Origin of the sequence: Actinoplanes rectilineatus (genome assembly GCF_000962825.1) — a bacterium.
In the GTDB taxonomy this organism is placed as follows: Bacteria; Actinomycetota; Actinomycetes; order Mycobacteriales; family Micromonosporaceae; genus Actinoplanes; species Actinoplanes rectilineatus.
On sequence record NZ_JZKF01000016.1, the window covers coordinates 39752 to 59041 of the forward strand.

General features: G+C 72.2%; 17 protein-coding genes. 5 read left to right on the plus strand and 12 right to left on the minus strand.

The annotated features are described in order from the left end of the window. Positions 1-89: 89 nt before the first annotated feature. From WH85_RS14790 to WH85_RS14805, 4 genes are read right to left on the minus strand one after another with little or no spacing between them, the layout of a single operon-like run. On the minus strand, positions 90-848 hold the full coding sequence (locus WH85_RS14790) for a hypothetical protein (protein ID WP_045742428.1): 759 nt from the start codon (positions 846-848) through the stop codon (positions 90-92). Continuing rightward, a complete protein-coding gene (locus WH85_RS14795; RefSeq protein WP_045742429.1) occupies positions 835-3366 on the minus strand; it encodes an FtsK/SpoIIIE domain-containing protein in 2532 nt (843 codons plus the stop codon). The genes WH85_RS14790 and WH85_RS14795 overlap by 14 nt, the downstream gene beginning before the upstream one ends. 37 nt (positions 3367-3403) lie before the next feature. Then, on the minus strand, positions 3404-4723 hold the full coding sequence (locus tag WH85_RS14800) for a hypothetical protein (RefSeq protein WP_245673939.1): 1320 nt from the start codon (positions 4721-4723) through the stop codon (positions 3404-3406). Next, a complete protein-coding gene (locus WH85_RS14805; protein ID WP_045742431.1) occupies positions 4720-5340 on the minus strand; it encodes a DUF4126 domain-containing protein in 621 nt (206 codons plus the stop codon). Before WH85_RS14805 ends, WH85_RS14800 begins: the two co-directional genes overlap by 4 nt. 60 nt (positions 5341-5400) lie before the next feature. Here WH85_RS14805 and nucS point away from each other — a divergent pair, with 60 nt between their 5' ends. Next, entirely contained in the window at positions 5401-6060 is a 660-nt protein-coding gene (nucS, locus tag WH85_RS14810; RefSeq protein ID WP_045742432.1) for an endonuclease NucS, read from the plus strand. Between the two features lie 94 nt (positions 6061-6154). Here nucS and WH85_RS14815 read toward each other — a convergent pair whose 3' ends face one another. From WH85_RS14815 to WH85_RS14825, 3 genes are read right to left on the minus strand one after another with little or no spacing between them, the layout of a single operon-like run. Further along, the gene (locus WH85_RS14815; RefSeq protein WP_045742433.1) at positions 6155-7723 is read right to left on the minus strand and encodes a DUF6297 family protein; all 1569 of its coding nucleotides are present in this window, start codon (positions 7721-7723) and stop codon (positions 6155-6157) included. Beyond that, positions 7720-8406, minus strand: coding sequence for an ABC transporter ATP-binding protein (locus WH85_RS14820; protein ID WP_045742434.1), 687 nt, complete (start codon positions 8404-8406; stop codon positions 7720-7722). The genes WH85_RS14815 and WH85_RS14820 overlap by 4 nt, the downstream gene beginning before the upstream one ends. 56 nt (positions 8407-8462) lie before the next feature. Further along, positions 8463-9956 carry an aldehyde dehydrogenase family protein gene (locus WH85_RS14825; protein ID WP_045742435.1) on the minus strand — a complete coding sequence of 498 codons (1494 nt, stop codon included), beginning with the start codon at positions 9954-9956 and terminating at the stop codon, positions 8463-8465. 27 nt (positions 9957-9983) lie between these two features. On the opposite strand from WH85_RS14825, the gene WH85_RS14830 reads away from it, so the two are divergent. Together WH85_RS14830 and WH85_RS14835 are read left to right on the plus strand one after the other, a co-directional pair. After that, on the plus strand, positions 9984-10310 hold the full coding sequence (locus tag WH85_RS14830; protein ID WP_045742436.1) for a hypothetical protein: 327 nt from the start codon (positions 9984-9986) through the stop codon (positions 10308-10310). 35 nt (positions 10311-10345) lie between these two features. After that, the gene (locus WH85_RS14835; RefSeq protein WP_045742437.1) at positions 10346-11134 is read left to right on the plus strand and encodes an alpha/beta hydrolase; all 789 of its coding nucleotides are present in this window, start codon (positions 10346-10348) and stop codon (positions 11132-11134) included. A gap of 285 nt (positions 11135-11419) precedes the next feature. Here the strand turns inward: WH85_RS14835 and WH85_RS14840 are convergent, their stop codons facing one another. The 4 genes from WH85_RS14840 to mce all read right to left on the minus strand — a co-directional run bounded on the left by WH85_RS14840 (position 11420) and on the right by mce (position 16475). Then, on the minus strand, positions 11420-12532 hold the full coding sequence (locus tag WH85_RS14840) for an AI-2E family transporter (protein ID WP_045742438.1): 1113 nt from the start codon (positions 12530-12532) through the stop codon (positions 11420-11422). Positions 12533-12586: 54 nt separating this feature from the next. Then, entirely contained in the window at positions 12587-14116 is a 1530-nt protein-coding gene (locus WH85_RS14845; protein ID WP_245673944.1) for a coiled-coil domain-containing protein, read from the minus strand. 236 nt (positions 14117-14352) lie between these two features. Then, positions 14353-15726, minus strand: coding sequence for a coiled-coil domain-containing protein (locus tag WH85_RS14850; protein WP_045742439.1), 1374 nt, complete (start codon positions 15724-15726; stop codon positions 14353-14355). A gap of 260 nt (positions 15727-15986) precedes the next feature. Continuing rightward, positions 15987-16475 carry a methylmalonyl-CoA epimerase gene (mce, locus tag WH85_RS14855; protein ID WP_045742440.1) on the minus strand — a complete coding sequence of 163 codons (489 nt, stop codon included), beginning with the start codon at positions 16473-16475 and terminating at the stop codon, positions 15987-15989. 85 nt (positions 16476-16560) lie between these two features. On the opposite strand from mce, the gene WH85_RS14860 reads away from it, so the two are divergent. Next, on the plus strand, positions 16561-17736 hold the full coding sequence (locus WH85_RS14860) for an acetyl-CoA C-acetyltransferase (protein WP_045742441.1): 1176 nt from the start codon (positions 16561-16563) through the stop codon (positions 17734-17736). After that, entirely contained in the window at positions 17733-18689 is a 957-nt protein-coding gene (meaB, locus tag WH85_RS14865; protein ID WP_045742442.1) for a methylmalonyl Co-A mutase-associated GTPase MeaB, read from the plus strand. The genes WH85_RS14860 and meaB overlap by 4 nt, the downstream gene beginning before the upstream one ends. On the opposite strand, the gene WH85_RS14870 is transcribed toward meaB, so the two are convergent. After that, positions 18682-19263, minus strand: a complete 582-nt coding sequence (locus WH85_RS14870) for a PadR family transcriptional regulator (protein WP_083449010.1) — start codon at positions 19261-19263, stop codon at positions 18682-18684. The two genes, meaB and WH85_RS14870, sit on opposite strands and share 8 nt — an antisense overlap. Positions 19264-19290 lie beyond the last annotated feature (27 nt).

Consider the following 19290-nt stretch of genomic DNA (forward strand, 5'->3'; position numbering starts at 1 on the left):
GGCCGCGTCCCGCCTCCGGTAGCCGCCGGAGGCGGGGGACGTGGCCGTTGCGGTTGAGAGAGGTGTGGCTCGTACGAGAAAAGGGACCGTCAGCGGGTCGCGGCGAAGGACAGGGAGAGCAGCGTGGCGGCGATCATGCCGCCGACCAGGGTCAGGGCGATGCCGCCGATGTCCATGCGGGAGTGCAGGCGCTGGTGGGCGAGGAACGCCGCCACCGGGACGCCGGCCGACGGGGCGACCAGGAAGGTCACCCAGCCCAGTCCGCGGATCAGCGGGCCACCCAGCGGTGCCGTCTCGCCGAACGTGACCAGGCCCGCGGCGACCAGGCCGGTGAATCCCGCCGCCAGCGCGCCGACCAGCGGCAGCAGCAGCATCGTCGTCCATCGGGTCGGGCCGCGACGGCCGGCCGGGCGGACGATCACGTCGTCGATGCGGTCGGCGGCACGGGCGAGCAGGACGCGGGGTGACTGGCGGCCCGGGTCGGGGGTCTCGTCGGGTCCGGGACGGCGTTGCAACGCCACCCGGGGCAGTGCTTCGACCGGGGCGGGTTCCGGCATCTCGCCCAGTGCGCGGACCCGCATGCCGCGGGCGCGGCGCAGCTGGTCCCAGAGCCGGGCGGCCTCCCGGTCCACGTCGAGCACCTGAGCGGCCGCGGCGCCCGCCCACCGGTCGGCGGCCAGGGCGTCGCTCTCGGCGCGGGCCACCTCACCGGCCGCACGGGCGGCACTGTCCTGGTAGGCCTTTTCGGCATGGTCGAGTTCGACGTCGCGGCGACGGTTCACCTCGGCGAGGGCGCTCACCATCAGCTGATAGTCGCGGCCCAGCGGCTGCCGGTCACGTGTGGTCACTGTTCACCTCGTACGGGATGATCACTTCGGGTGTGCGGTGGACCGAGCGGTCGAAGAACAGCGCGCGCCGGGTCCGGGGCTGCCAGACCGGTCCGCCGGTCTGCGGGTGGAGCGCGGCCAGGTCGGACGCTTCGACGTCGAGGGCCACCCAGGCGCCGATCGCGTCGAGGTGCCCGGCCAGCGGCGCGGTGGACCGCCACCAGCCGAGCACGTGGACGCGCTGTTCGGGTCCGTCGGTGAGCAGGGTGTGCAGGGCGGTCCGGTGTTCCGGCGCGGTGGCGTCCAGGCCGTAACCGATCAGGTACCGCGGCACCTCACCGGCCGTCAGGTCGAGGCGCAGGTCGGCGGTGTCCTGCCGGTCGGCGTCCGGCAGGTCGGCGACCAGTCGTGCGGCGGCGTGTTCCGCCTCGGTGGCCAGGCAGACGACGGTGAACCGCGCGGGCCCCTGTGCGGCCAGGCTGAGTGCCGCGGCCGCCAGGATGTCGCAGGCTTCCGGGGTACGCGTACCGGCCACCGCCAGATTCCGTCCGGCCATCCGCCCGAGCCGCAGCCGGGCCGGTTGCGCCGCCACGTCGATCCGTTCGCCGAGGACCGCCCCGGGGGAGGAGCCGACGGTGTTTCCCGTGCGGCGGCGGTAGGCGGACGGCAGCCGGGGCACCGCGTCCCCGTCGAACAGCCGTGGCTCCTCGCAGCCGGCCGGCCGGTCCCGCCACAGTCGCCGTTGCAGGGTGCGCCATGCGGCCGGATCGCCGGCGTCGGGCAGCCGGACCACCCGGTTGGCGCCCGGCGTGCCGGACTCGGTGTTCACCACCGCGTGGAAGCGGGGGATGACCGCGGCGGCCAGGTTGTCGTCGGCCAGGACCCGCCGGGCCTTGGGCAGCGCGATCCGCAGGGTGAACTGGCCGATCAGTCCGGGGCGTCCCCACAGCGCCTGGATGCCGGAGACCTCCTGGGAGGCGAGGACCAGGTGGATGCCCTGGGCCCGGCCGCGGCGGGCCAGGTCCTCGAGCAGGTCGGCGGCCTCCTCGGCGGCGGCGTCCCGCCCGGTCAGCAGCACCGGGAACTCGTCGATCACGGCGACGATCCGCGGCCAGTGCCCGGCCGGGTCGCGGGTGCGCAGCTCGGCCAGTTTGCCGGCGCCGCAGCGTTTCGCGGCCTGGGCCCGGGCGCGTAGTTCCTCGCCGAGGTGGCGCAGTGTGGCCAGGCCGAACTCGCGGTCTCCGGCGACGTTGACGCCGGCGAGCCGCAGCTGCGGCAGCCAGCTCGGGTCGCGGGGGCCGGGGGCGTACCGGGCGAACGCCGCGTCCTGTTTGAAGTCGAGCAGGTAGAAGGCGAGTTCTTCGGGGCCGTACCGGGTGGACAGGGCGGCCAGCCAGACGTGGATCAGGTTGGTCTTGCCGGAGCCGGGCGGACCGCCGATCAGCGCGTGCGGCGGGTCGTCGCCGAGCGGGACGTCGACCAGGGTGCCGTCGGTGCTGTCGCCGATCGGGGCGGACAGGCCGTACCGGGAGGACTCGGCCCAGGGGCGTTCCGGTTCCAGGTCGTCGAGGGTGGGCGCGGCCGGGTTGGCGTTCTGGCGGTCGGCGATGCTCCGGCAGTGCGCGGTGACCCGGTCGGCGGGGGGCAGCGGGTCGAGCCGGACCTCCAGGTCGCCGAGGGAGGAGCAGGTGACGGTCTCGTCGCCGGCGACGATCCGTTCGACCGTCGGGTGGTCCTCCAGGTCCAGCCCGCGGACCACCAGGTGCACCCCGCAGGCGACCCCGGTGCGGACGATCCGGTCCAGCTGGGCCCGTTGCGGGGCGGTCAGTTCGGCGGCGGTGGCCCGGTCGGCGAGGAGCACCACCACGCGCCACGGTTCCGGGCCGGTGGTGGTGTGGTTGGCGACCCTTCGGCAGATGTGTTCCACCAGGTCGTCCAGGAGGGTGCCGAGGCCGCCCGGTCCGACGAACGAGACGCCCAGCGGCGCGAACGGGGCGAGCGTGCCGCCCAGGTGCACCGGGTCGTAGACGGTCAGCCGGACGTCGCCGGGGCGGACGCTGCCGAGTGCCCGCAGCAGGATCGCGGTGACCATGTCGGCGACCACCGTGGACGGCCCGTCCAGGTGCAGGTGGGCGGCGCCGAGCAGGGGGATCAGGGCGGGCAGTCCGGCGGTCTCGTCGAAGGCGAGGGTGCCGATGCGCAGCAGCCCGGGCGAGTCGCCGGGGTCCGGTTCGGTCGGGGACCACAGCCGCCAGGAGGCACCGGCCGCCCCGGCGGCGCTGACGGTGGCCAGCCCGCGCAGATGACCGGCGAGTTTGACGGATTCGCCCCGGTAGCGACGCTGGATGTCGCCGCGGGTCGACTCGCGGGCCTCCGCCAGCTGGTTCAGACAGGTCGTGTACGCGTCCCGTACCAGACGCCGGCGTTGTTCCGCCTCGTTGCGCGACGATTCGGCCGCGGCCAGCACCGCCCGCGCCGTGCCGCGTGCCTCGGCGAGCTCCTGCCGGACCGAGGCGACGAGCGCTTGGTGGTTACCCACGCGTTCCCCCGAGAGCCATATTGGGGGATTTTAGACACTATGGCCGTTTTATCAGGTTCAGTGGTGGCGTGTCGTGATCACGCACCTCGGCCCACAGCCGTCCGGCCACCACCATCGAGGCCTCACGCTGCCACTGGCGGGTGACGTCCCGCGGCACGAACCGGCGGAACCAGTCCACCGCCAGCCGCGCCTCACGGCTCAGACCGTCCGTCCGTAGCCGCCGCGCATAGGGATCGAGGCCGAGCACACAACAGAACTGCAGCACGTTGTAGAACCGCCAGTCCTCACCGGTGCCGAACGGGCCCGGCGGGCGCAACACCGACACCGACTCCCGCAACACCGCCCGCAACTCCTTCGCCCGGGCCCGCGGCTGATGCTCCCGGCCCGCCAGCCGGCGCTCCACCCGCGGCAGATCCGTCAACGGGCTGCGGGCCAACCGGTCCAGATCACCGAAGTCGGCGAGCGCCCGCCGGGTCAGCCGCAGGAACTCCGGCTCGCCCAACGCCCCCAGACGCCGGCGCTCCCGGTGACGCAACAGCACATCCGCGTTCAGGAACAGGGCCGCCCGCTCGGTGCGCAACGAGCCGTCCTCACCGAGCGCCAGACGATCCAGCAGACGGCGGACCCGGCCGGCGAGCCCGGCGACCGACGCGGCCACGGCCAGCACCACGAACTGCGCCACCACGACCGGGCCGTCGCCGGAACGCGCCAGGACCACCGCGGCCGGCCCGCCGATCAACGCCGCGACGACCACGGCGGCAGCCAGCGAGCGGCGCAGATCCGGACGCAGGCGCTCGCCGTTCTCCACGGCGTGGGCGACCGCGACCAGGTAACCGACGACCAGCAGATCCACGCCGATCGCGGCGAGCGCGACACCCTCGCCGTCGAGGAGCAGCAGGGCGAGGGCGACGGCGTACAGCCCGGCCGTCGCCGTCAGCGCGAGCGGCAACCGCGCCGGCCGAATCTGATCATGCTGCTTCCACAGCAGGACCAAGCCGCCGGCCAGCGGGGTCAGGGCGAGCAGCCGGCCCGCCCCCGGCAACGCGATCACCACGGCCAGGAAACACACGCCGAGCGCCAGCGCGCCCCGGTCGATCTGCCGCCGCTCGGCCGGCGTCAACGGCAGCATCGCCACCACGGCACCGGCCCAGGCGAGCGCCGGCAGGCAGAGGGAGATCCGGGCGAGCGCGCCGCCGGGTGCGAGGACCCAGATCAGCAACCCTGTCGCGTACGCCCAGAGCATGGCCGCCGCCCATCGCAGCACCCACCGCCGGGGATCCCGTCCGATCAGGTAGCAGCCGAGCCACCAGGTCAGGACGAACAGCGGTACGGCGAGGGCGGCCACCGGAGAAGTCAACCAAACAACTGACGGGTGTCGACAGCCTCGAGCCGCTCCCGTTTGCGGCGGCTGCGGCGCCGCACCACCCAGACGGCGAACCACACCATCACACCCAGACCGATCAGGACCAGCACCGGCAGCACGATGGCCAGCAGCGACAGCACCACACTGCCGAAGTCCTCGGCGGTGCTGGCGACCGGAGCGCCGAACCCGGCGGTCGACGCGTTGACGACCGGCCGGGCCGCGGCCTTCACGCCGTGCACGCCCAGCGCGATCACCATGCCGGCGACGATCGGCACCCACTGGTGCGAGGTGAAGAACGCGCCCGGATCGGCGACGGTCACCGTCTCCGACGCGGAACCGGCACCGAACGCCAGACCGCCCGCGGTCGGCCGGACGAACGTCTGGACCATGTCGTTGAAGTGGTCCACCACCGGGACCTTGTCCGCGACCACCTCGATGGCCAGCAGAATCGCCAGAATCGTGAGGGTCCAGCCGTTGGCGAGCCACGCGGAGGCGGCCGGAAGCTCGATGGCATCGGTGTAACGGGCCAGCAGGCCCATCGTCAGCAGGGGGATGTAGGCATTCAGTCCGGCGGAGGCGGCCAGACCGGTGCCGGTCAATACTTCGAACACGATGCCAGCATGGCACCGCCATGCGAACGCCGCCGAACGGCGGTCGGATAGTGTCGGCCGGTGCGCCTGGTCATCGCGAAGTGTTCCGTGGATTATGTGGGGCGGCTGTCCGCCCATCTCCCGCCCGCCGTGCGGCTCCTCATGGTGAAAGCCGACGGGTCGGTGTCCATCCACGCCGACGACCGTGCCTACAAGCCACTGAACTGGATGAGCCCGCCCTGCAAACTGCAGGAGGCGCCGGGCGTCTGGAAGGTGCGCAACAAGGCCGGCGAAGAGCTGCGGATCACCCTTGAGGAGATCTTCCAGGACATCCGGTACGACCTGGGCGTCGACCCGGGACTCGTCAAGGACGGGGTGGAGGCGCACCTGCAGGAGCTGCTCGCCGAGCACCCGGATGCGCTGGGGGACGGGTTCACCCTGGTCCGGCGGGAGTTCATGACGGCCATCGGGCCGGTGGACCTGCTCTGCAAGGACGCATCGGGCGGTTCGGTGGCGGTCGAGGTGAAACGCCGCGGGGAGATCGACGGGGTCGAGCAGCTGACCCGGTACCTCGAACTGATGAACCGTGATCCGCTGTTGTCCCCGGTCAAGGGGGTGTTCGCGGCTCAGGAGATCAAGCCGCAGGCTCGGGTTCTCGCCACTGATCGCGGGATCCGCTGTGTGGTCGTGGATTACGACAAGCTTCGGGGCATGGAGAGCGACGCTCTGACCCTGTTCTGAGTGGGCCGGCCGGCTGCGCGCCGGCCGGGACGGTTCCGGGCCGAGTCCACCTGAGCCGCTCACGGCGGCTCAGAAGACGTGTCCGCTGGACGGTTCAGCGGCGGGAGAGTTCCGTTCGGGTGGGAGCTGTGGTCAGGGAGAGGTAGACGAAGGCGCCGGCGATGGCTGCGGTGGTGTGCAGGAGAGCCGCTGCGGGAGTGGGCGGCAGACCGGAACCGATCAGGATGAGGGCGGGCAGGGCCAGCAGGAGCATGAGGTCCGGCCCGGCCACGGCGTTCAGGATCGGGCCGGGGGAGAGGGCGCCCATCGGGGTGTCCAGGGAGAGCATGTCGTTGCGGACGAAGCCGGCCCGGCCGTGACGCATGGCGGCGACGGCGGCGGCCGCGCCCAGAGCGGGACCGAGCAGGGGCCACGGTCCCGGCGGCAGGGTGCCGGCCAGTGACAGCCAGATCAGTGCCGTGGTGGCCCAGAGAGTGCCCAGGGCGGCCGGGACCAGTAGCCGCTGGGTGACGGCCTGACGGGAGGTCAGGCTCAGCATGCGGAGCAGGACCGGGTTGGCGGCGTCGGTGCGGACGGTGGCCGAGGTGGTGCGGGCGGCGATCAGGGTGCCGATCAGCAGGGCCGCGGCCAGGGACCAGTGCGGACCGCGGGCGACCAGCAGCGGGACGGTGGTGGCGGCGGCCAGGCGGAGCAGGTGGGGGACCCGGCGGCGCGCCAGCAGGAGATCCTGCGCGGCCAGGACCGGAAGCCGCGGAACGAGCCGGGAGAAGGACCGCCGGCCGGTGACCGGGGAACCCCCGCTGGGCGATACCCAGCGGGACAGGTGGGCGGAGCGTAGGCGCCGGGTGGACCAGTAGCGGCGGGTCAGCATGTCGGACAGGAAGCTGGGTTCCATGGCGTACGCCGTGTCGAACAGGGTGCCGGTGGTCGCGGCGGCCTCCAGGAGACGGTCGTTCGGAGTCTGCGCCGCGCGGCGTACCCCCAGAAGGAGGAGCACCACGACGGCGACGGCGAGGGCACCCGCCGCAGGGACCACGACGGAGGTCCGGGGCCACCCGGCCGGAGTGGGCGGCGTCCACCCGGCGGCCTCGGCGACCAGCGCGGCCAAGCCACCGGCCGCGGCGACGGTGACCACACGATCGGCGGCGCGACCGTTGCCGGAAGAGGCCTGGACGATCGCGGCGACCAGGGAGAGCGCGGCACCCGCAAGCAGGCCGGCGACCGTCAGCGTGACCGAGACTGATCGGTCCAGGGAATCGGGTGCGGCGTTGCCGAGCAGAGCCGCGGCTATCGCGGCACCGACCAGGCCCGCGCCGATCGTGCCCGTCGACAGCGACGGGAGCAGCAGGGAACGGCGGCTGATCGGGGCGGTGAGCAGGAAGTACGCAGCGGGGCGGGAGAGGGTGACCGGTCCGGCGCGGCGCATCCCCAGAAAGAGCAGGGCGAAACTCAGGACGGCCCCGGCGACGGCGCCGTACTCACTCATGCCGGCGGCCACCGGGCTGAAGAGCGCGGACAGCCGCTCGTGGAACATGGCCGCGGCGACAGCCAGGCTCAGCACGATCACGTAGATCGTGGACAGCGTCTCGCCGCGATCACGATGGGCGGACTGGGTACGGCGGATCCAGGAGCGGACCTCGCGCAACGGCACGACGGTGGTCACGGCGTGACCGGCGTTCCCGACACGTTCGGCGACTCCGGCGTGCTCGGCCCGCTCAACGTGTCCATGGTGACCAGTGCGGCGCCGGACGCCACAGCGAACCTGTCGTCGTGGCTGGCCAGCAGCAGCGAACCGCCGTCGGCCAGGTAATCGGCGAGCATCGCGGCCACGGCGGCCCGGCCGTCCGGGTCGAGACGCTGCTCCGGCTCGTCGAGGATCAGCAGCGAACTGGGGCGCAGCAGGGCCATCGCCAGAGTGAGACGCTGCTTCTGTCCGGAGGAGAGCGACGGCGGGATCGCGTCGGCCTGCGCGGACAACCCGAACCGGTCCAGGGCCTCGTCGACACCGGAAGCGTCCGGGTCGACCCCGTGCGCGATGCAGACCAGCTCGGCGTGCTCCCGGGTGGTGAGACCGGGATACCAGGTCGGCGGCTCGACCGTGGTGACCACGGCACGCCAGAAGTCCGGGGTGTCGGTGGCGTCGCCGCCGAAGACGCGGATCGTGCCCGCATCCGGCCGCTGCAGGCCGCTGACACAGCGCAGCAGGGTCGACTTGCCGATGCCGTTCTCACCGGTCACGCAGACACCGGTGCCGGCCGGGACGGTGAGTCCCACGTCGACGAGCACCGGCGTCGAGCCGTAGTTCACGTGCAGACCGCTGACCTCGACTGCCGGATGATCGACCACCCGGTCAGCCTAGGTCCTGGGTCGCGGGTCGTGCGATCCGCAACCCGGGACCTGCTCTACGGCTTACGGCCGTAGAGCAGGCGCAGCGCCTTGACGATCTGCCGGACCTGGGCCGGGGTGCGCTCGAAGGTCATCGCGGGGAGCAGGGACGGTCCCCGGCGTACCGTGATCGACTTGGCGCGGGCGAACTCGCGCAGGCCGTCCTCGCCGTGGATGCGGCCGAAACCGGACTCGCCGACACCGCCGAACGGCAGATTGCCCATGCCGACGAAGGTGAGCGTGCCGTTGACGGCGACCATCCCGGAACGCAGCCGGCGGGCGATGCGGATCGCGTCCCTCTTGCCGAAGACCGCGCCGCCCAGGCCGTACGGCGAATCGTTGGCCCTGGTCACCGCCTCGTCGGCGTCGGCCACCTTGGTGATCGTCAGGGTCGGCCCGAAGGTCTCCTCGCGCTGCGCCGCCGCGTCGGCCGGCACGTCCACGAAGACGGTCGGCGAGACGTACGGCGCCTGCACGGCGTCCGCACCGCCGAGCACCGCCCGGCCACCCTTGGCCAGTGCGTCCTCGATGTGCTCGCGGATGATGCCGAGCTGCTTCGGCATGGTGATCGGGCCGATCTCCTCGCCGGTGCGCAGCGTGGCGGCCTTCGCCACCACGGCCTCGACGAACCGGTCGTAGACCGGGGCGACCGCGTAGACCCGCTCGATGCCGACACAGGTCTGCCCGGCGTTGGTCATCGCACCCCAGACCGCGGCGTCGGCCGCCGCCGCCACGTCGGCGTCCGCGTCGACGATCAGCGCGTCCTTGCCGCCCGCCTCGAGCACCACCGGCACCAGGTTCTCCGCGCAGGCGGCCATCACCCGTTTGGCGGTGGCGGTCGACCCGGTGAACGCGATCTTGTGGACGCCGGCCCGGCAGAGCGCACCGCCGACGTCGCCGAGACCGTGCACCACCTGCAGCACCGGGTGCTCCGGGACCACCTCGGCGAAGGTGTCGGCGAGCCACTGGCCGACCATCGGGGTGTACTCGCTGGGCTTGAGGACGACGGCGTTGCCGGCGGCGAGCGCGCCACTGATCGGGCCGACCGGGGTGAGGATCGGATAGTTCCACGGGCCGATCACGCCGACCACGCCGTACGGCTGGTACTCCAGATGGCCGGTGTGCTCGGCGACGAGCAGCCGGGTGCGGACCCGCCGGGGGCCGAGCACCCGCTTGGCGTTGCGGGCCGCCCAGTCCAGGTGCTCGATCGCGGCGGCGGCCTCCATCAGCCCGTCGGTGACGGGCTTGCCGGACTCGCTGTGGGTCAGAGCGGCCAGCTCGTCGATGCGGTGCACGATCAGGGAACGCCAGCGCAGCAGCCGCGTCTTGCGGCCCTCCCAGCCCAGGCCCTGCCACCACAGGCCGGCCGCGCGGGCCCGGGTGACGGCGTCGGTGACCGCCGTCTCGTCGGCGACCGGCACCCGGCCGGCCTCCTCGCCGGTGGCCGGATTCGTCGAGATCAACTGCCCGTCTTCGACACGGGGCAGCCCGGGAACGTGAGTCGCCGTCATGAACGGCAGTCTACGTACTCTTGAGTAGTGAGCCCCCGCCGAAACCGTCCGCGTCGCCCGGATCCCGACGACAACCCCGTCCACCGTCCCGGCCTGACCGAGGATCGTGTTCAGCAGTGGCGGGACGGTGAGTGGATGGTGCGCAACATCTTCGGTGGGGCGGCGGCCAAGACGTATCGTTGCCCGGGCTGCGTGCAGGAGATCCGGCCGGGCGTGGCACACGTGGTGGCCTGGCCGGCCGACGACTTCGGGGACGCCGCGGACCGGCGGCACTGGCACACGGGCTGCTGGCGGGCCCGTGACCGCCGTGCTCCCGGCGTGGAGCGCTCGCGCAACGCCCCCCGCTACGGGTGACCAACCGACCGCCCTTGAAATCGACTGAAGGCGTTATGACTAGCAACCAGATCCGTGCCAACTCGATCCTGCCCGCCCACCGCGAGGACATCGAGCTGCACACCGCCGACGGCGTGACCCTGGTCGGCGAACTGGCCCGGCCACTGGACCGCGAACCGGTCGCCACCCTCGTCTGCCTGCACCCGCTGCCCACCCACGGCGGGATGATGGACAGCCACGTCTACCGCAAGGCCGCCTGGCGGCTGCCCGCCCTGGCCGGCGTCGCGGTGCTGCGGTTCAACACCCGGGGCACCAGCAGCATCCGCGGCACCAGCGGCGGCAGCTTCTCCGGCGCGGTCGACGAGAGGTTCGACGTGGCCGCCGCCATCGAGTACGCGGAGTTCGCCGACCTGCCGAACATCTGGCTGGTGGGCTGGTCGTTCGGTACCGACCTGACCCTGATGTACGGGCTGGACCCGTCGGTCACCGGCGCGATCCTGCTCTCCCCGCCGCTGCGGTTCTCGAAGCCGGAGCACCTGGCCGCGTGGGCCGCCGAAGGCAAGCCGGTCACCGCACTGATCCCGGAGTTCGACGACTACCTGCGCCCGGACGAGGCCGCCGAACGGTTCGCCGCGATCCCGCAGTGCGAGGTCGTGCCGATGGCCGGCGGCAAGCACCTGTGGGTCGGCGACGCGGAGAAGGTCCTCGACGAGATCGTCCGCCGGGTCGCCCCGGAGACGGCGTTGCCGCTGCCGCGGACCTGGGACGGGCCGATGGAGACCGGGGACGCGTCGGCGTACTCGGACCGGACCGTCGCCGCGTTCGCCGACGTACCCCGGGACTAGACACGTTTCGTGGCCAGGCTCTGGTGAGGGCTGGACATGTTTCGTCATCAGGGTCCGCGTGGTGACTTCGGGCGTCCAGGGCGCCCGTATTCATCACACCGTGAGGGGTGTGGTGATTTGGGGTGTCCAGTGCGCCCGTATTCATCACACCGTGAGGGGTGTGTTGATTTGGGGTGTCCAGTGCGCCCGTATTCACCACACCGTCAGGGGTGTGTTGAATTGGGGCGTCCAGGACGCCCGAAATCACCACGCGGATGGGCTTCGGACGCTGGCCACGAAACGGGTCTAGCGCCGGGCCATGCTCGGCACCAGCACCTCGCGCATGATCAGTTGGATGGCGGCCACCATCGGGATGGCGACCAGGGCGCCCACCACGCCGAACAGTCCGACCCCGAGCAGGGCCGCCACCAGCGCCGCGACGTCGCTGACCTGCACCGAGCGGCGCATCACCCGCGGGTAGATCAGGTAGTTCTCCACCTGCTGGTACACGATGAAGAACACGATGCAGACGATGCCGTCGGGCACCGACGAGGCCAGGCCGACCAGGCTGACGATCACGGCGCCGAGGGTGGCGCCGATCTGCGGGATCAGGTCGCAGACCGCGACCACCACGGCGAGGGCGAAGGGGTACGCCAACCCGAGCACCAGCCCCAGCGCGAAGGTGCTCGCCCCGGCCAGCACCGCGATGGCCAGCGCACCGACCATGTACGCGCCGACCTTGGTGAGGATCTCGTCGGTGAGCAGGCGGACCCGTTCCCGCCGTGATGCCGGGACGAGCAGGTATCCGGTGGCGGCGATCCGTTCGAAGGCGGCCAGGAAGTAGATCGTCAGCACCAGCACGGTGAGGATGTTGAAGAGCGTCCCGAAGATCAGCCGCGCGCCGCCGACGACGCCACCGAGCGCGTTGCCGATCGTGCCGGCGTTCACCGCGCTCTGCACCTTGCCGGCGATGTCGTACCGCTGGATCAGGTCGTTGATCGTGGGGTTGTGCCGCAGGCTCTCCACCATGTCCGGCGCGTTGTTGATCATCTCGGTGGTCTGCGTGACCAGGGGCGGGATCAGCGCCACCACGCCGCCGATGAGCAGCAGCACCACGGCCAGCGCGACCACCGCGACGGCGATCCCGCGTGGCACGCCCCAGCCGTGCAGCCGGGCCACCGCCGGGTGCAGACCGATCGCCAGGAACAGCGCGATGAAGATCAGGATCAGGATCGAGGCGGCGTTGCGGACCCCGAGGAACAGCGCGTACGCGAGGATGACGCCCAGCCCGAACAGGAAACCGAAGACGAACGGGCTGCGCCGGTTGATCGGCTCCCCGGGCGAACCGAAACGGTTGTCGTCCCCGTTCGGCTCGTCCGGAGTGGTCTCCTCGGGAGGTGCAGGCGGCTCGGCTGACATCGGATCCTCCACGAATTACATCGAAGGAACGCTATCGCCGCAGCCGGGGCGTGTCTATTCCGCGTCGGCGGGCACCCGGCTCGCCTGCGGCACCGTCACCTTCGCCGAAGCGCTCACCTTGCCCGGCTGTCCGCCCGGCTCCGCGGGTGCGGCCGGAGCGACCGCCGCGGCCGGCACCGAACCCGGCACCGAGGCCGTTCCCGAGACGGACCCGGTCGCCGTGCCCGGCGCCGACGACGATCCCGGCACCGAGGCGGTGCCCGACGCCGTCGTGCCGGCGGACACCAGCGACGTGGTCCGGTCCTTCTCCGCGTCGGCGTCGTCCTCGTCGGCCGGCGACGCCGCCGCCGCGAGCACCGCCGCGGCGGCCAGCTCGGCCACCCGCTTCGCTTCCTTCTGCACCTGGCGGCGGACCTCGGCCGCGTGCCGCTCGGCTGCCTCGCCGGCCCGCTTGGCCTCGCTGACCCGCTTCTGCTCGGCTTCCAGCTGCTGCTTCGCCTCGGTCAGGCGCTCGGCGACCAGCTCGGTCTCGCGCTCCGCCGCGGCCGCGCGCTCCTGGGCGGTGGCCCGGCGCTGCTCGGCCTCGGCGACCTTGGCCTGCGCGGCCTCCAGCTCACGGCCGGCCTGACTGATCTTCTCCTGCTGGGCGGCCATCTCCTTGCGGACCGCGGTGGCCTGCTCGTCGGAGCGGCGCAACACGTCCTCGGCGTACTTGTCGGCTTCGTTGCGCAGGTCGGCGCACTGCTTCTCGACGCCGGTGCGCATCTGGTTGAGCTCCTCCACGACGGAGTGCCGGCGCTGGGCCACCTCCTGCTCGGCGGCCGCCTTGAGATCGCTCTGCTGGCGTTCCGTCTCGGACAGTTTGGCGGCGATCTCCTGCTGCGCCTTCTCCCGCAGGGCCTTGATCTCCTGCTCGGTCTGGACGCGAGTGGACTGCACGTATCCGTCCACTTCGGCCCGGGACCGGGCGGCGTCCTGGGCGGCCTTCTCGGCCAGGTGCTGCCCCTCGCTGCGGGCCCGGTTGAGCACCGCCTCGGCCTCGGAGCGCATCTGCTCGGCGCTCTGCCGGGCGGCGGCGACGGCCTTGTCGGTGGCGGACCGTTTGGCGGCGTCGGCCTTCTCCTCCTCGGCGCGGCGGGCGGCGAGGGCGATCTCGAAGTCGCGGACGGCGTTGTGGGCGTGCGCCTCGGCCTCGGCCCGGATCCGCTCCGCCTCGGCGAGCCGGCCGGCGATGTCGTCGGTGGCCGACGCCTTGATCGCCTCGCCCTGCTCCTCGGCGAGGGCGAGGATCTGCTCCACCCGCGGGCCGAGGTGCCGGAAGGAGACCTCGCCGGTGATCCCGGACTCCCGTCGGGCCTGGGTGATCTCCTGCTGGAGGCGCTCGATCTGGGCGGCCATCGCCTGGATCTGCGAGTAGGCCTGCTCCCGCTCGGCGGCCAGCGCGGCGATCTCGTTCTCGGCGCGGGCGACATAGCGCTCGACCTGCTTCTTCTCATATCCGCGCAGCGCGGTCTCGAAGCTGGGTTCGGAGGCCGCGTCCCCGCCGAGACCGAAGATTTCACCGCCGTGCGACATGCTGTCCATCCTCACATACGCATCGTCCCGTGGCATACCGGTACACACCGAGCAGGCGGGGACTCTGCGGGTAGTTGCGATTTGTCTGACCTCGGCTTGCCACGAACCACCCAGGCTACGCGGCGACAACGAACGAGGCCGTACCGGAGAAACTCCGATACGGCCCGATTCGTCGCGACCATCCCGGAGGCTTCACCGTCGCTTATAAGCGACGGTCTCGCAACCGGAGAGGCCAGTCAGATCACTCAAGAGTTGGTCTTGGCGGCCACCGCTTCGGCGTCGGTCTCGGCCGGGGCGGCCTCCTGCTGCTGCTGCTGCGCGGCGGGAGCCTCCTGCTGCGTGACCGGCTGGGCGGCCTGCTGCGGGGCGGCCGGCTGCTCCGGGGCGCGCTGCGCCGGGGCCTCGGCGGCCTTCGCCACCTCGGCGAGCTTGGCGACCGGGTTGACACCCGGGACCAGACCGGAGAGGCCGGAGAGCATCTGGCCGAGCTGGCTGGTGACCGCGTCCTTCTGCCGGGTGAGGTCCTCGACCTCGCGGCGTGCGGCCTGGGTGGTCAGCTCCGCCTCGGTGCGGGCGTCGCCGAGCTGGCGGTTGGCCTCGGCCCGAGCCTCGGACACGGTCTTCTCGGCGAGGGCCCGCGCCTTCTCGACGGTCTCGATCGAGTGACGCTCGGACTCGACGCGGCGCTGCTCGGCGCGCTGCTCGATCTCGCGGGCCCGTTCCTCGGCGGCGCGGGCGCGCTGGTCGGCCTCGGCCACCATCTTCTGCGTGGCGGCGACCTGGGCGGCGTGCCGCTGGGACTCCTCGCCTTCGGCCTTCTCGCGACGCTCGGCGATCTCCAGGGCCAGCGCCTGCAGGTCCTTGTCGCGCTTGTCCCGCGCGTCGGTGAGGAGCTTGGTCGCCTCGGCGCGCTTCTCCTCCGACTCACGGGCGGTCTTGGCCCGGGCCTGGGTGATCTCCCGCTCGGCGGTGGCGCGCAGCGACGCGACCTCGCGCTCGACGGTCGACTTGAGCTCGGCGACCTCGTGCGCGGTGACCGCGCGCAGCTGCTTGGTCTCGCGGTCGGCGTCCGAGCGCAGCGTGTCGGCCTCGCGCCGGGCCTGCACCCGGGTCTCGGCGGCCTCGCGCTCGGCGTGCGTGCGGACCTGGCCGGCCTCGCGCTCGGCGGTGGCCTTCATCGCGGCGGCCTCGGCACGGGCCTTGTCGGTGATCTCGCGGGCTTCGAGGCGCGCCGCGGAGAGGATGCCCTCGGACTCTCGCTTGGCCTCGCTGCGGTGGTCGTTGGCCTGTTCCTCGGCGAGCCGCAGAATCTGCTCGACCCGGGTGCCCAGCCCGGAGAGCGTCGGTCTGTTGTTCTCCTCCAGCAGCTTGTTGCTGTCGGCGAGCTTCTGCTCCAGCGCGGTGAGGCGCTGCTCAGCCTGGCGGAGACGGCGTTGCGCGTCGTTCATCCGCTGTTCGGCCTCACCGCGGGCCTGCTCGGACTGGTTCAGCGCGGCGAGCAGCCGCCCGATGTGTCCGTCGACCTGATGACGGTCGTAGCCACGCAGAACGACGGTGAAATCGTGCTGCGAATTCGCGGTCTCGAAGAAGGCCAGGTTCTGATCCTGCTGCTGGGGCATTGCGCCATCCTGGCGAGAAGGGGACGGACATGCAAGAGCCGTAGGGCATCCGAACCGGATCGTAGATCAGCTTTGACCTGGACCGTAACCGGGGTCCGGGCCGTTCGGCGGAGAAGATCGGCTGGACCGGTCGGCACGGTGTCGTCCCGCCGCCACCTGCCCACTCGGCGCTCCCGGCGATCCACGGCGCACGACCGGCGTCGTCGGCGCTGCTCAATGGCCCCGATCCTGCCAGGCGCCGGGGCCGGCGTCAGGGTGAATCACTCGTTCGGGGTACCCCCGGTGGCGGGTTCGACGAGCTCGACCAGGACCCCGCCGGCGTCCTTGGGGTGCACGAAGTTGATGCGTGACCCGGCCGTTCCCCGGCGTGGCGTGTCGTAGAGCACTCGGAGTCCGCGGGCCCGCAACGCGTCCGTGGCGGCCTCGACGTCGGCCACTGTGTACGCCAGCTGCTGCAGCCCCGGCCCGGAGCGCCCGATGAACTTCGCGATCGCCGAGTCCGGCCGCAGTGGTGCGAGCAACTGGAGACGGGGTCCGTCGCCGTCGCCGACGGCGAGCATGGCCTCCCGGACGCCCTGCTCGTCGTTCGTCTCTTGATGCACGCAGCGCAAACCGAAACTTTTCTCATAGAACGTGATGGCCTCGTCCAGATCGGGTACGGCGATGCCGACGTGGTCGATCCGCAGCAATTCGATGTCCGGCAATGTGACATTGTCGGACCCGTTGCTGGCTGATGGGGTGTCTGTCATGCCGTTAGTCTCGAACCTGACCCATCGTTAAGGCCACCCCGGGTGTACCCCTGAACGCCCGGACGTCGCAGATCGGATCGAGACAATGACCAGCTCCGTCATCGTCAGTGGCGCCCGGACCCCGATGGGGCGCCTGCTCGGCAATCTCCGGCACCTGCCCGCCACCGTCCTCGGTGGGCACGCCATCGCCGCCGCGTTGCGGCGCGGAGGGATCGACCCCGCCCGGGTGGAATACGTGATCATGGGGCAGGTCCTGCAGGCCGGCTGCGGCCAGATCCCGGCCCGGCAGGCGGCCGTCGCGGCCGGCATCCCGATGAGCACCCCGGCCCTGACCGTCAACAAGGTGTGCCTGTCCGGGCTGGACGCGATCGCCCTGGCCGACCAGCTGATCCGGGCCGGTGAGTTCGACGTCGTGGTGGCCGGCGGCATGGAGTCGATGACCAACGCACCGCACCTGCTCGCCGACCAGCGGGCCGGCCGCAAGTTCGGTGACGTGCTGGTCCGCGACCACGCCGCGGTCGACGGCCTGATGGATCCCTGGGCGGGCATCTCGATGGGCGAGTCGACCGAGGCGACCGGCGTCCGGCTCGGGATCACCCGCGCCGAGCAGGACGCCTTCGCCGCGCTCAGTCACCAGCGGGCCGCCGCCGCTCAGCGGGACGGCCGGTTCGCCGAGGAGATCACCCCGGTCCCGGCGGGCGCCGGCGAGACGGTGGAGACCGACGAGGGGGTCCGGCCGGAGGCCACCGCCGGCTCGCTGGCCGGCCTGCGCCCGGCGTTCACCCCGGACGGCACGATCACCGCGGCCACCTCCTCGCCGATCTCCGACGGTGCCGCCGCGGTCGTGGTGATGAGCCGGGCCAAGGCCGAGGAGCTGGGGATCACCTGGCTCGCCGAGATCGTCGCGCACGGCAACGTGGCCGGACCGGACAGTTCGCTGCAGTCCCAGCCGGCCAACGCCATCAAGCACGCCCTGAACAAGGCCGGCCACACGGTGGACGATCTCGCCCTGATCGAGATCAACGAGGCGTTCGCCCAGGTGGTCATCCAGTCGTCCCGTGAGCTGAAGGTGGACGAGGAGATCGTCAACGTGAACGGTGGCGCCATCGCGCTGGGGCACCCGATCGGGATGTCCGGCGCCCGCCTGGTGCTCACCCTGGCCCTCGAACTGCGCCGTCGCGGTGGCGGTCTCGGCGCGGCCGGACTCTGCGGCGGCGGCGGCCAGGGCGACGCGTTGATCATCAAGGTGCCCGGCGCGTGACCCGGGCCCGCGACGTCACCACCCTGGTCACCAGGGCACGGGAGGGTGACGCGCGGTCGGTGGCCCGGCTGATCAGCCTGGTGGAGGACGACGACCCGGCGCTGCCCGAGGTGGCCGCCGCGATGGCGCCGTACGCGGGACACGCCCGGGTGGTCGGCCTGACCGGCGCCCCCGGTGTCGGCAAGTCCACCACCACGAACGAGCTGGTCCGCGCGCTGCGGGACCGTGGCGACCGGGTCGGCGTGCTCGCCGTCGACCCGTCCAGCCCGTTCACCGGCGGTGCGATCCTCGGCGACCGGGTCCGGATGCAGGAGCACAGTGCCGACCGGGGCGTCTACATCCGGTCGATGTCCAGCCGCGGGCAGTTGGGCGGGTTGTCCGCCGCGACCCCGCAGGCCGTCCGCGTCCTGGAGGGCGCGGGCTGCGACGTGATCCTGGTCGAGACGGTCGGGGTGGGCCAGGCCGAGGTGGAGATCGCCTCGCTGGCCGACACCACGCTGGTGCTGCTCGCGCCCGGGATGGGCGACGCGATCCAGGCGGTCAAGGCCGGGGTCCTGGAGATCGCCGACGTCTTCGTGATCAACAAGGCGGACCGGCCCGGCGCCGACGCCACCTACCGCGACATCCAGGGCATGCTGGCGCTCGGCGAACGCGCCCCCGGCGACTGGCGTCCCCCGGTGGTCCGAGCGGCGGCGGTCAAGGGCGAGGGCGTGGAGGACGTGCTGGCCGCGCTCGGCCGGCACGAGGAATGGCTGGCGGACAGCGGCGCGTTGCGGGCCCGGCGCTGCCGGCGGGCCGCGGCGGAGATCTCGGCGCTGGCGCTGGGCCGGTTGCGGGCCCGGATCGGCGACCTGGACGACGGCACCCTGCTGGACGACCTGGCCGCCCGGGTCGCCGAGGGGCGCTCCGATCCCCACACGGCGGCGGGGGAGTTGCTGGCGAGTCTCAGGTGAACCGGGAGGCCGTCTCCTCGATGAAGGCCCGGTCCCAGGTCAGCGTCCCGTCGGCGAGGTCCGCGACGACCGTCCGCAGCCACTGGATCTCGGCCCGCAACACGGTCGCGCGGTATTCGTCCTCGATCAGGAAGAGCCGCGGCAGGCCGGGTGGCGCCTGACCCTCGATCTCGGCGAGGCGGCCGGTCAGCGCGGCGAGGCGGCGTTCCAGCAGTTCACGGGTCTCCACCGGGGTCAGCGTGGGGAGGAAGGCGAGCGCCACCGGGAACTCCGGGAACTCGCGGGCCGGTTCCGGAAGCATCTCGGCCAGCCAGCGGTGCAGTGTCGCGGTGCCCTCGTCGGTCACCTCGTAGACGGTGCGTTCCGGCCGTCCCGGCTCCCGGCTGGTGCCGCCGGCCCGGACCAGCCGCTCCCGGACCAGGCGCTCCAGCATCTGGTAGACGCTGTTGCGCTGCGCGACGTTGACCAACTGGTCCTGACCGCGCTCCTTGATCATCTGCTGCATCCGGTAGGGGTGCATCGGCGCCTCCACCAGCAGCGCCAGCAGAACCATCGCCAGGGGAGACCGCTTCACCCGTGCAGCTTAGGCCTTGACGATTTT

Excerpts from the sequence above, each read along its gene's own strand:
- WH85_RS14825 (WP_045742435.1), bottom strand. The coding sequence starts at position 9,956 with ATGACGGCGACTCACGTTCCCGGGCTGCCCCGTGTCGAAGACGGGCAG.
- WH85_RS14835 (WP_045742437.1), top strand. The coding sequence starts at position 10,346 with ATGACTAGCAACCAGATCCGTGCCAACTCGATCCTGCCCGCCCACCGC.
- WH85_RS14840 (WP_045742438.1), bottom strand. The coding sequence starts at position 12,532 with ATGTCAGCCGAGCCGCCTGCACCTCCCGAGGAGACCACTCCGGACGAG.
- WH85_RS14845 (WP_245673944.1), bottom strand. The coding sequence starts at position 14,116 with ATGGACAGCATGTCGCACGGCGGTGAAATCTTCGGTCTCGGCGGGGAC.
- WH85_RS14850 (WP_045742439.1), bottom strand. The coding sequence starts at position 15,726 with ATGCCCCAGCAGCAGGATCAGAACCTGGCCTTCTTCGAGACCGCGAAT.
- mce (WP_045742440.1), bottom strand. The coding sequence starts at position 16,475 with ATGACAGACACCCCATCAGCCAGCAACGGGTCCGACAATGTCACATTG.
- WH85_RS14860 (WP_045742441.1), top strand. The coding sequence starts at position 16,561 with ATGACCAGCTCCGTCATCGTCAGTGGCGCCCGGACCCCGATGGGGCGC.